Source organism: Clostridium mucosae, assembly GCF_024622765.1.
Classification (GTDB): domain Bacteria; phylum Bacillota; class Clostridia; order Clostridiales; family Clostridiaceae; genus Clostridium.
Map to the genome: position 1 here is coordinate 278,750 of NZ_JANKAF010000002.1, position 12,842 is coordinate 291,591.

13 protein-coding genes are annotated in these 12,842 nt (G+C 26.7%); 2 read left to right on the forward strand and 11 right to left on the reverse strand.

All coding sequences use genetic code 11. The annotated features are described in order from the left end of the window. Positions 1–88: 88 nt before the first annotated feature. Positions 89–829 carry a class I SAM-dependent methyltransferase gene (locus tag NSA50_RS04630; protein WP_257443295.1) on the reverse strand — a complete coding sequence of 247 codons (741 nt, stop codon included), beginning with the start codon at positions 827–829 and terminating at the stop codon, positions 89–91. 381 nt (positions 830–1,210) lie between these two features. Between NSA50_RS04630 and NSA50_RS04635 the strand changes: the two genes are divergently transcribed. Then, on the forward strand, positions 1,211–1,540 hold the full coding sequence (locus NSA50_RS04635) for a HesB-like protein (protein ID WP_195264979.1): 330 nt from the start codon (positions 1,211–1,213) through the stop codon (positions 1,538–1,540). A gap of 71 nt (positions 1,541–1,611) precedes the next feature. On the opposite strand, the gene NSA50_RS04640 is transcribed toward NSA50_RS04635, so the two are convergent. The 7 genes from NSA50_RS04640 to NSA50_RS04670 form a co-directional block, all read right to left on the reverse strand. Beyond that, positions 1,612–2,481 (reverse strand): methionyl aminopeptidase, encoded by an 870-nt coding sequence (locus NSA50_RS04640; protein ID WP_257443298.1) that lies wholly within the window; start codon positions 2,479–2,481, stop codon positions 1,612–1,614. Between the two features lie 342 nt (positions 2,482–2,823). Beyond that, positions 2,824–3,480 (reverse strand): hypothetical protein, encoded by a 657-nt coding sequence (locus NSA50_RS04645; RefSeq protein ID WP_195264983.1) that lies wholly within the window; start codon positions 3,478–3,480, stop codon positions 2,824–2,826. A 146-nt stretch (positions 3,481–3,626) separates the two neighbouring features. Then, positions 3,627–4,970, reverse strand: coding sequence for a vWA domain-containing protein (locus NSA50_RS04650; protein WP_195429690.1), 1,344 nt, complete (start codon positions 4,968–4,970; stop codon positions 3,627–3,629). A 13-nt stretch (positions 4,971–4,983) separates the two neighbouring features. After that, positions 4,984–6,069, reverse strand: a complete 1,086-nt coding sequence (locus NSA50_RS04655) for an AAA family ATPase (protein WP_195429691.1) — start codon at positions 6,067–6,069, stop codon at positions 4,984–4,986. A gap of 19 nt (positions 6,070–6,088) precedes the next feature. After that, on the reverse strand, positions 6,089–6,862 hold the full coding sequence (locus NSA50_RS04660) for a DUF4116 domain-containing protein (protein ID WP_195264989.1): 774 nt from the start codon (positions 6,860–6,862) through the stop codon (positions 6,089–6,091). A gap of 223 nt (positions 6,863–7,085) precedes the next feature. Further along, positions 7,086–7,880 (reverse strand): rhomboid family intramembrane serine protease, encoded by a 795-nt coding sequence (locus tag NSA50_RS04665; RefSeq protein WP_257443299.1) that lies wholly within the window; start codon positions 7,878–7,880, stop codon positions 7,086–7,088. 19 nt (positions 7,881–7,899) lie between these two features. Then, entirely contained in the window at positions 7,900–8,460 is a 561-nt protein-coding gene (locus NSA50_RS04670; RefSeq protein ID WP_195429693.1) for a TetR/AcrR family transcriptional regulator, read from the reverse strand. A 234-nt stretch (positions 8,461–8,694) separates the two neighbouring features. Here NSA50_RS04670 and NSA50_RS04675 point away from each other — a divergent pair, with 234 nt between their 5' ends. Then, on the forward strand, positions 8,695–9,516 hold the full coding sequence (locus tag NSA50_RS04675) for an N-acetylmuramoyl-L-alanine amidase family protein (protein WP_195429694.1): 822 nt from the start codon (positions 8,695–8,697) through the stop codon (positions 9,514–9,516). Between the two features lie 363 nt (positions 9,517–9,879). Here the strand turns inward: NSA50_RS04675 and NSA50_RS04680 are convergent, their stop codons facing one another. The 3 genes from NSA50_RS04680 to NSA50_RS04690 all read right to left on the reverse strand — a co-directional run bounded on the left by NSA50_RS04680 (position 9,880) and on the right by NSA50_RS04690 (position 12,770). After that, a complete protein-coding gene (locus tag NSA50_RS04680; RefSeq protein WP_257443300.1) occupies positions 9,880–10,707 on the reverse strand; it encodes an MBL fold metallo-hydrolase in 828 nt (275 codons plus the stop codon). 134 nt (positions 10,708–10,841) lie between these two features. Beyond that, positions 10,842–11,606: a 5'/3'-nucleotidase SurE gene (surE, locus tag NSA50_RS04685; protein ID WP_195265018.1), complete on the reverse strand. Its 765-nt coding sequence runs from the start codon at positions 11,604–11,606 to the stop codon at positions 10,842–10,844. Positions 11,607–11,771: 165 nt separating this feature from the next. Next, a complete protein-coding gene (locus NSA50_RS04690; RefSeq protein ID WP_195265020.1) occupies positions 11,772–12,770 on the reverse strand; it encodes an MsnO8 family LLM class oxidoreductase in 999 nt (332 codons plus the stop codon). Between the last annotated feature and the right edge of the window lie 72 nt (positions 12,771–12,842).

The following is a 12,842-nucleotide window of genomic DNA, read 5'->3' on the forward strand; positions in this document are numbered from 1 at the left end:
TTAATAAATTTATCTATTATAAATACCATACTGATAGATTTTACAATAAATTTAGTTGTATCTTTAAAAGCAAATTATAACATCTTTATTAATCTAATGCTACTTTAAAACTTTTTAAGACATCGCTTACTAATTTCTCGTCTAATTGCTTATAATACTCTAAAAGATTTGAATCTTGAAGCGCAATAAATATATTTTTGCTTATTTCCATCCACAGCTCTGGTATATAGACCCATACTATTTCTTCATATTTACAACTTAATAAAAAATGCTCCATTCCCCAAAATAAATATTCCTCTATATTATGCAATTTATTAAATTTAACATAATCATCCACTACTTGTTCTGTAAGTTTATACTCATATATATCTACATAAAAGAAATCAAAGCTTTCACCAGTAACCTTATAAGCATCTTCATTTATTATTTTTATTTTAAGGTTATTTTCAAAATTTGAACAATATAAATCTATTATATCTTTTTCTATTTCATAAACTACAATTTCAGTTACATCTTCTTTTTTCGCTAATTCTTGAACTACATACCCTAATCCTAGGCCAACTACCCCAACTCTTCCTTTTGCATATTTTATAAACATATAAGAGCTTTCTATTTCTAGTGGAGAAATTTTCATCCATATATTATTAGGTCCGTGTAACTCTAAAATATTTAAATCTATATTTTCTTTCTTACTATACATATATCCATTAATGAAATCTTTTTCTTCATTTACTTTCTTTATTTCAAAACTTCCAACTTTCCCCAAAGCTATTAAGTTATTATATTCATTTATTTTGTCTACTAAATAAGTTCTGTCATATGGCTTCAAAATAATACTTCCCTTCTGAATGAATAATAATTAAATTACATATAATAATTTATGTAAAATTTTATTTTCTATAATAAACATTTTCTCCTCAATAAAATTGTTTCTTCTTTAATATACTCATATATTTCAATTAATAACCTATGTAATTAAAAATATTAGCATATTCTATGATTGATATATTTATTTAATAAAATATTAATCCTTTATAATAATTTATATAATTTTATTATTTATATTAATTATTATATTTACAATATATAGTAATGACAATAACTATTTATTAAAATTTACTATATATTGCATTAAAAAACTCTTGATATTTAAATATACTGTGTTATACTAGTGATATAAATTATCATTTAATAATAGAAGGTGAATAATATGGATAAAATAATAATAAGTGAAGAAGCATACAACGAATTTAAATCATTTTTAGATGAAAATGAAGTTGATAACTACAGTATAAGAATTAACTTAGCTGGATTTGGATGTAGTGGTCCTGCTTTCAATATATCTGTTGATGAAGCAAAAGAAGGAGACGTTACTCAAAAAGTTAACGACATTACTTTCGTAGTAGAAGAAAAACTAGTTGATGAATTCGGTGGATTCAAGTTACTTTCAACTGACGAAAATGAAGGAAGAGGATTATCTCTTAAACCAGTTATCGAAGTTGAAGGCGGATGTGGATCTTGCGGTGGCGGATGTCACTAATTTAAAAATTGTTATGCTTTAACATAAAGAAAGCTGTATCATTAATTTGATACAGCTTTTTCTATTATATTTTACCAAGCTATTATTTCAGCTCCATCTTCTGTTACTAAAACAGTATATTCCCATTGTGCGGAATATCCACCATCCTCTGTGAAAACAGTCCATTCATCATCTTCATCTACAAATACCTCATAACTACCCTCATTTAGCATAGGTTCAATTGTAAATATCATTCCTGGAACTAGAACCATTCCTTCTCCTCTTTTGCCATAATGAGCTACAAAAGGATCTTCATGAAACTTTAAGCCTACTCCATGTCCTCCAAAAGCTCTTACAACTGAAAAACCATTTGCTTCTGCATGTTCTTGTATCACAGCTCCTATATCACCTAAGAATCCCCAAGGCTTAACTGCTTCAAATCCCTTATCTAAGCATTCCTTAGTAACTCTAATAAGCTTTGCATCCTCTTTACTTACATTACCTATCATATACATTCTTGATGCATCAGAATAGTATCCATTATAAATAGTTGATACATCTACATTGACTATATCACCATCTTCTAAAACAGTATCTTCACTTGGAATACCATGACATACAACATCATTAATAGACACACAAACACTCTTTGGAAATCCTCCATAGTTTAATGGTGCTGGTATTGCTCCACTATTAACAGTAAGGTCATGAACTATTTTATTTATTTCTTCTGTAGTCATTCCAACCTTAATTTTTTCTTGCACTAAATCTAATACTGCGTTATTTATTTTAGCACTTTCTTTAATTCCTTCTATTTGCTCTTTATTCTTTATTAAATCTCTAGTTGGAACTTCATAACCTCTCAATTTTAAGCTTTCTAATTTTTCATCAAATTCAATATGGCACTTCTTGTACTTTTTGCCACTTCCACACCAACATTGATCATTTCTATTTAAATTCATATTAAACCTCCTAAAAATCGTATAGTTATAATATATGTATTCCATCTTAAATAGTCATTTTATATTATATTTCTACTATAACTAAATGTGGCTTAAATATTAGGAACTTATATTAACTAATACTACTTATTATTTCTTATACTATAAATATATCACATATTTTTTATTATAAACTTAAAATTTAGTTGAAATAAGAAATCTTATTAAATTTATTATATTTATTAATAACTTTAATAAAATAAATAAAAATATTCCTTACATTCATAAATTTATTTATTAATTATTATATCCACCATTATATTTATTAAAAGAAAAAATACTCTATTTTTAGAGTATTTCAAATTAATTCTTTATAGTAAATTCATAATTTAAATATGGATCCATTATAGAATTCATTCCTTCTAGAACATCTATCCAGTAATCCTTCTTAATTGTAAGTAATTCTTTATCTTCTTCATCTACATTTTTAAATTTGTCCTCGTTAAATTCTTTGTAAAACGCATCTAATTGAGTAGCCATATTACTCATAGCTTCAAAATTATCTAATGTTTCACCATCTAAGATAATCTTCTCATTATGGTTTTTCATTTCAAAACTTAAGTATTCAAATAGTAAACTTTCAATTCTAGAATAAACTTCATTAGGTATCTCTTTTGATATCTTTGATTTTTTCTTTATAGATACAATTTCTTCTTTTCCATAATCTCTATAGTTTGCCCATAAACTTGTAAACTCTTCAGATATTGAACTATAGCTTTTATATAATGTTAATAATTCCTCATTACTAATACTTCCTGCTTTAATACATTGATTTAATGTATTTAATACACCTTCATTTCTACTTCTTATCTCTTCAACACTTTTATAAGTTTCTTTTCCTATTAATATTTTGTAGCGTGAATTCATTACCGATGTGTAAACGTTTATCAAAAGACTTACAATCAATACAAATACTATTAAAAGAATACTATTATTTTTACTTATTTTATAAGATTTCATAATGCACCCCCACAATTTTGTATTATACCATAAATTATTGGCTAATACCAGTATTGGGAATACTTTACCAAGTTAAATAATGTAGAATGAAAACTTAATGGAGTTTGCTATGCAATTCCATCAAATTTTCATTCTTATTTTTTTATTTAAAAATATCTTCCGTGTTCTTGTTGATACTCCTTAATCATCTCTAATCCAGCAGTACCACCTTCACCTTTTTCTAATCTACCTTCTATTCTTTTTATTTGTCCATAAGGATTTGATAAAGATAATTCTTCATCTCCTGTTAATACCCAAATTGTATTTGGATTCAAAGGCTTAATTTCTAATTCCTTTTCACCTACCCCATCTGTAAAATATATAAGAACATGATTTCGCAGCTTATTTTCTTTTATATATTTGAATACTGGTGAAAATCTAGTTGATCCAATATTAGAAACTCTTTTTTTAATATCATTCTTAGATCTCATTTCATAAACATGTCTAATTTCATTATCGCATTCTATAACAGTAATTTTATTAGTTCTAGTTCTAGTTATCTCTAATATTTCAATCATTATCTTATAGACTTCTTCTTCGCTCATAGATGCACTAATATCTATTGCAACTATAACCTCTGGAATACTATTAGGAAGTGTTCCTCTTATATCTAACCTTTCAGGCTGTCTTCTATTCCGTCTTGTTATAGTCTTCTTTTCACCAGCTCTAAGCGATGGTATCAGCTTTTTTAATAATTGTTGCCATGATATCTCTGCTTTTTCTGTATATGATTTTATAATTGCTTCTATATCCTTTGGAGCTTTGCCTCTAAAAGAACTTATTGCTACTTTTTTAGTCATATCCTTTATTGAATCATAATTTAAAGTACTTTCTTCCCAAACATCATGTGCTTTTGAAATATCTATTATATCTCCAATAGCATCACTTTTATCAGCTTTTGTACTCTTAGATAATTTTGACTTTATTGCCTCTTCAATTTTCTCTGCATATACTTCAATGGCATTATCTTCTTTTAGGCTTAAACTATATTCTCTATTTACTGTTTCAATTTTAAAGCTATCTGTTGGTAAATTTTTTATAAACTGATTTATAGAAATATCCAATGCTAAATTAACAGCTGTAGTAGTATATTTATTTTTAAGCTCTCTTTCTCTTTGATGATGACCATACATTATATGATATATTTCATGTTTAAAAAGAGCTTGCATTTCTTTTTTATCACACATTAAAAATAATACTGGGTTAAAATACATTTTAAAACCTTGCATTTTGGGGATAGTAGCTAATGGCCATGTGATATTAAATCTTATACTTCTTTCTATTTTTACTAAGAATTGCCCAAAAAAGCTATCTTCACCTTCTAACATTCCTATAACTACTGATTCTACCAAAGAAAAAAACTCTCTTTCAAAATTACTATCTATTTTAGCATTTTCCTTTATATCTAAAGCTTGCTTTAACAAACTGTTACGCTTATCTTCAAATAACATATATAATCATTCCTTATTCAAAAATATTAAAGAATGCATCTAAGAATGTATCTTCATTTAATAAATCATTATATAAAACTTCACTTGAATCACTCTTAACTTCCTTCATTATACCAAGTCTTAAATCTCTTGGATAACAAGTTAATAGATCTCCAAATAGTTTTCTATTATTTTCTGTATTATTTTCTTCTAAGTATCTTAAGGAATTCTTAGCTAAAATATATAACCTTGAATGACTTTCTTTTCTTATTTCATCCTTTAATTCTATAGGTAGAATAATATATGAGAATAAATCTTCTGGTTTAATTAATGGATTTTTTATATTCTTAATGTAATTGATAAAATCTGTTGCAATACTTACTCCTAAATTACCTTTTACAACATTATAGAATATATTTACTGAGTAATTATTAATGTTTTTTACATAAATATTATATGCCTTAGCAACTCTTTCCCAACTTCTTGGAGTTGCCTTTATAGTTTCTTTTGAATTTGGAGTACTTAAATACTCTGGGAATGTTGATAAAAATTCAATTATATGATCATGAATATTGCCATCATCACTCATTGCCCATTTAATCCATTCTTTTATATCGGAGTCTAATTCTATCCATACAAATCTATCTTCTTGAGCTTTATCCATATCAACAACTTGATAATCACTATCTTCAAAGCCATCATATTTATTAGAAGGATTCATAGCAGCAACTATTTTCACTTTATCTGCTAACTTATATCCATTTATTTCTCTATTTAAAATTAAATTCATAAGTTCTTGTTGAACTGCATGCTCACATCTGTTTAACTCATCTATGAATAGTAATACTCCATCATAATTACTATTTTCTATTGCTTCTTCCATTTCAATAAGTTTATAGTGAGTTGCATATTTTGTTCTTCCATTTTCAACTACTGGTAATCCGCCAATCTCACCTTCCTTTAAAAGGTTAGCATCTATGTTAACTAAATAATAATTATCACTTTTACATATTCTTTTTACTAATGAAGTTTTACCTATCCCAGCTTCTCCTATTATTAATGGTACACTTCCTGATTCTAAAACTAATTCTATAGTACTTATAGCTTCTGAAAATTTCATATTATCACCTCTATTTGCCTTATCTTGAAAGTTTATAATCTACTAATAAAATTTTAGCCTTTTTGCTTCCATACTCTCTTATGAAATTAACTTTGTCCATTTCTAAAATTTCAAGTTCTAAAAAGTCTTTTATATACTTTTCATCTATAAGATCTTCCTTTACTTTATCTATTACTACATTAACTACAAAATCTACATCTATAGAATCATAAACATATTTTACTATTTTTATGTTATCTCCAATTAATATTCTTAATTCATCTAAATTAAAATCAATATAGTTAATAGCCTCTTCATTTCCTTTAACAGCTTCTCTTCTAGCTTCTAAAGTAGGATTATCTATAAATTTTATTGCTGCCCAATATTTTTTAATTGCTTTAATTTGAACCTTCTCAGAAGGATTTTTTATATATTTTATTGCATCATAATCTTTAGATACAGCTTTTATTTGTACTTCTTCACTTGGATCATTTATAAATTGAATTGCCCATCCCTTTGCATTAATTGCTTCAAGCTTTACTTTTTCACTAGGATTATTTATATATTTAAGTGAATTCCATAATAATCTAACTGAAAGTATTGCATTTTCTTCACTTAATTCTTCTATATACTCAACTGCAAGTGGATTATTTCTAATTGCCGTTTCTATCATTTCATTTGTTGGATTTTTTATATATCTTATTGCTAACCCATTCTTTTTAACAGCTTCAAGTATTAATTCTGCACTCGGATTTTCTATATATCTTATATATAAAGGGTTATCATATATCTTTTTTAAATCATTATTTTCCATGTCTTTTCCTTCCTCATCACTTAAAATCAATTTAGTTAAAAATCAACTTTTTCCAGTTAATATGTACTCTCTATGTTACTTACATTATACTATATTTAAATGATAATTACTATTACTATTATTTGATAATTATTGTTAACTAAATGGTAATAAAACAATTACATCTCAATTTATAAATAAAAAAGGTAAAAGTATCTCAAAATACCTTTACCTTTAATCTATATTACTTATGCTCATGATCTCTAATATGATTTATACAATAACATTGCTTTCCTGAACATTTTGAACAATATCTAAACTCCATACTTGGATCGTCTTTTTCCGTTACTCCACATACTACACATTTATGAAGAATTTCTTTTTGTTTCACTTGAGATTGAAATTTTTGTTTTCTATGATAGTTTACTGCTCCACTCTTTGTTCCTGTTATTATATCTTTTCCAAAGAATATCAAATAATTAATTACAGGAATCAATACTAATATCATACCTTTTAAAGATCCTGCAGTAATAAAATCAAAACCTATTATAATCCAATTAAATATTGCTAAATATTTGACCTTTATTGGTATTATATAAAATAATAATATTTGAAAATCAGGATAAATTCTAGCAAATGCTAAAAATAAAGATAAATTAATCAATGTTCCAGTTGCTTGAAGTCCTGTTAAAAGTGAGACAACTATAGTTGCTATCATCCCTACTAAATAATATATATTTAGTTTAAATCCACCCCATTCATGTTCAAGACCTGTTCCTGCTAAATAATAAAAATATAGTGAAAATAATAAAGAAATTATACTACTTGCCTCTGGTACAAATATAAATGTTACAAGTCTCCAAACTTCTCCTTGCATCACTCTTTGAGGATTCAAACTTATATTATTTATTAATGTTGAATCTCCTCCATTCATCATTGTAAGTGCAAATACAAAAGCATTTCCTATTACAATTATTAGCATTAAGTTTCTTATATAAAATTTTCCAAACTTTTTTTCTAATTTATTCAATAAACTCATAACTTAAGATGTACTCCTTTTATAATTTATTTGTAACTATATAAATTAAATCATCAATTGAAAATTCTTTATTTTTCATAGTTATTGTAATCATATTACTTATTAAAAATGAAGTTAATTTTCTAGTTTCTATATCAATATTTATGTCTTTATTTTCTTTATGTAATTCTATTATTTCATCTACAATTATATATAAAGGATCTAGGACATTATATCTTTTACAACCATGAGATTTTTTACTTTCTTCTTGTTTTTCACTTTTAGTCAATTCAAAAAATACTTCTTTATGATATATTAAAAACTTTTCTAATCCTAGATATATTAATTTTAACTTTTCTTCAAATGCTATCTCTTTTTCCTTAACCTCTTTTAATTCTTCTAATATCTCTATCCATTTATTATTAAATATTTCACCAACTAATGCCATTTTGCTATCAAAATAATTATAAACTGTTCCTAAAGCTATTCCACTTTTACTAGCTAACTCCCTCATACTAAAGTTGCTATATCCCTGCTCTTTTAAAAGTGTATAAGCCTCTTTTAATATTGTTTCTCTTGGATTTTGTAATATTTTCGGCATAAAACTTCCCCCCTCTTATAGTATAGTTTATATTAATATTCTTATATTATCAACCAAGTAAATCTCGCTTATTCTTTTCCATTTATTTACAATTAGCATTATGTTAAGTATAATAATATTATATAAATTTCTGCATGAAAATTGCCTAAGAAAAAACCTTTTATAGCTAAGAAAATTTCCCCCTAAATTAACTTATTAAAACAAACTACTATAATTAAATAAGAGGTATGTATTATGGAAAATCAAAAATTCAATATCGCATACAAAAGAAAACTTCTCTATAAACGAAAAAGAAAAAGAAAATTAATATTACGCATTTCTCTTTTATTAAGTGCTTTTTGTGTACTATCATTAATTTTATTATTAAATAATAAAATTAGCAATAATAGCAACTCTATAAATAAAAAAGTTACTACTGGATCTTCTAGTGAAACTGAATTTATAGTTTGTATTGATCCAGGGCATGGCGATTGGGATGCTGGTACAAAAGGTAGTACTGGAGTTCTTGAAAAGGACATAGTATTAAATATATCTCTAAAACTTGGACAACTATTAGAATCTAACAAAGTGAAAGTTGTTTATACACGAACTAATGATTCGCTTCCTTGGCTTGAAACAGCTAATGATAGTTTAAAAGAAAGAATTAAGATATCTGATGTATTTAATGCAGATTTGTTTATATCGCTACACTGTAACAGCAATTATGATGATACAGATGCTAAAGGATTGGAGTCCTGGTACAAGCCATCTAGTGAATCTAGTGAAAATCTAGCGATGACTATACAAAATGCTTTATTAAAATTAAGGTATACAGAGGATAGAGGATTAAAAACTTATAAAGATAGAGATGATGCTCTTGCTGTCTTAGAATTAAATCCAAGTATTCCAGTATTAATAGAACTTGGATTTTTAAGTAATTACTCAGATGAAAGATATCTTAAATCAAATAGAGGTCAAGAAGCTTGTGCAAAAGCTATAAATGAAGCTATTTTAAGTTATATTGAAAATAATAAAGAAGAATTATTAAAAGCTCGAGAATCTAAGGAAAAGAAATAAATTGAGAATATAAAGGCTACGATAACTAGATATGTTCCATAAGCTAAATAGCTATGCAAAGAAGTACTAGGCTTATTCCACAGTCTATTTATCTTCTCCAACTTATATTCTGCCACTTTACACAGTTAAATTAAACATTAGACTCATTAATGATATGTATTAAATTGGAGATTTTATTATAATGAGAAACTACAATTCTTATTTAAGATATCTAAGATGGCGTTAAGAATTTTTATTGTTTGAGCGCAGCGAGTTATAAAAATTTAGTCATATTAGATATCTTAAATTTAGAATTGTATTCGATATTATATAAAAATCGGAAAGTTAATACATATCATTAAGTTTAAGTTGTAATTTATAATACTAGTTCACAAACTTGCCTTGTTTTGGCTTAGCAATTTCATCAAAATTATTAACAAGCATATTTAAATGTTCGGTAACTTCTTCTCCGCTCATTGGTTTTCCATGACTTGGAATTACTAAAGCCGGTTTTAGATCTCTAATTAACCTTACTGATCTTTCAGCTTCTTCCCAGTTTGTAGTTAAATATTTGGGTGGACCACTTATTTGCTCACGTTGTGTAATCATCGATATTAAAGACTCTTGCTTTGTTGTAGAAAATGCATCTCCAACAATTAAAACTCTATCTTTTTCACGAAATAATGAAACATGCCCCTCTGTATGACCAGGTGTAAGTATCCATTTCCAATCTGGCATTCCCGGAACACTACCATCCTCTGGAAGCGCTGATACATGTGAACCTAAATCAATACTAGTATGCGGAAAAGTTGGTGACATCTTAGCTACCATTCCTTCATCCACAGTTGGATCACCTTTTGGATAATCTTTACTGCCTGTTACAAATGGAAGCTCCAATTTATGTATATATACTGGAGCTTTCCATAACTTAAAAAGTTTAATAACAGAACCTACATGGTCAAAATGTCCATGCGTAAGTATTATGGATTTCGGTGGATTATTTTTTCCAAACCTCTTTTCAGCAGACTCTACTATAAAATCTGCTGAATTTTCAAGTCCTGTATCTATAAGTACCCATTCCTTATTATTGCTATTTGGGTCTCCAACCATACAAGCTCTTACAACAGTAAAATTTAAAAGCATTATATCTTTGGTAACTTCCTCCGATGAAGTAGTCATTGCTGATAGTCCTTCAACTATTTTATTTCCCATATAAAATCCTCCTATACTCAATAGCTTTAATAAAAATTCCAGCTATTAAATATAGTTTATGTAAATAACACTATCTTATTTATATAAAAATTTATTAAATTTTTATATTATATTCTTCCTTATTCCTTCAACTCTTACATCACTTTATCTTCAAATATATCTTTTACTTCATCTAATATTTTAAAGTTTGTAAAATCAAAATGTAATGGTGTTAATGTTACATAGCCTTGAGATAAAAAATATAAATCAGAATCATCTTCTAAAATCTCATTTCTAATTCCTTTAGTCATATAAACTTTATCTTCATTTTCTTCTACTAAAATATAATTTGTTTTATACGTGGATTTTCCTAGCTTACAAACCTTTAAACCCTTAATTTCCTCTTCATTTATATTTGGTATATTAACATTTAAAACAATATTATCTTTTAAGTAATCCTTTTCTGCTATATCTACTATTTTACTTATCCATTTAGCAGCTTTAGAATAATCCTCATCTTCTCTGCTCCAATCTACATCCATAGAAATAGCAATTGAAGGTACACTATATATAGCTCCTTCTACTGCTGCTGATACTGTACCTGAATATAAAATATCTGTCCCACAGTTAAGACCTCTATTAATTCCTGAAATAACTAAATCTATATTTTCTCCAAGTAGAGATAACCCTGCTTGAGTACAATCAGCTGGTGTTCCTACTAAGCTATATGATTTAAAATTATCATCTAATTTCTCTTCTCTTATTTTAATAGGATTATGAATGGATATAGAATGACTTGAAGCACTCTTTTGTTCTCTAGGAGCAACAACTATAATTTCGTGCTTCTTAGATATTTCTTTTGCTAAATCAAATATTCCTCTAGCATTAATTCCATCATCATTAGTAATTAATATTCTCATATAAGTCCTCCTCCAAATATTATTATTTTTGTTCTAAATTTAATAATACTTATTATTTATATTATTATTTTTTCCTTATATATTATATACTAGCATAAAACTAAATAAGATAAAAAGAAGTAATACAGTTTAAATAAATCAAACTACATTACTTCTTGCAATATTTTATTTGAAAGCTTCTGCTATTAACTTATATGAATTTATCTTAGAATTTAAATCTGTATTTAGATTTATAAGCATAAATTCATCTGTTTTATATATTTCACTCATATTTAATATTTGCTCTTTTATCTTATCAGGAGTCCCTATTAACATCCTTCTTCTATTTCTTTTTACAATTTGCATTTCTGCATCAGAATATTTATAAGATAAGGCTGTATCTAAAGAAGGTATTCCTTGAGATCTACCAGTTTCCACAAGAACTAATGATAAATCCATAATAGCTGCTTGTTTACTTACCTCTTCTTCATTTTCAGCACAAATTGCAAAACTACATATTATTGTATTAGGTGAAGATGAAATTATTGAATTTTTAAAGTTATCTCTATACCAATTAACAGAACTAACTCCCATTCCACCTGTAATAAATTGAGCATAAGCATATGAAGCTCCTATTTGAGCAGCAAGCCCAGCACTTCCTCCGCTTGAACCTAAAATATGAATTTCAGGAACTGTATTTATAAGTGGAGTAGCTTTTAAATCTTTAAATGCATGATTTTCAGGCATCATATCATAAATATATCCTACTAAATCTAATACCTTATCTGCATAATCATCAGAATAAATATTTTTTCCTTGTTGCAAAGCTCTAGTGGCTAAAGGCATTCCTCCTGGTGCTCTACCTAAACCTAAGTCTATTCTATTTGGATATAATGCTTCTAAAAGCTTGAAGTTTTCTGCAACTTTATAAGGACTATAATGTGGTAACATAACTCCACCTGAGCCAACTCTAATTTTTTCAGTTTGGGCAGCAATACTAGATATAAGTATTTCTGGACTAGATCCTGCTAAGCTCTTTGTATCATGATGTTCTGATACCCAAAATCTATGATATCCTAGCTTTTCTAATTCCTTAGCTAAGATTATTGTATTTTTTAATGCTTCACTTGCATTTGAATTTTCTCCAATAGGAGATTGATCTAATGCACTTAACTTTATTTTCACTTAATTTGCCTCCTATTATTTTAAACTATATTTTTTAAACTATATTTATCTTTTCCTATAGCTTTACTATAA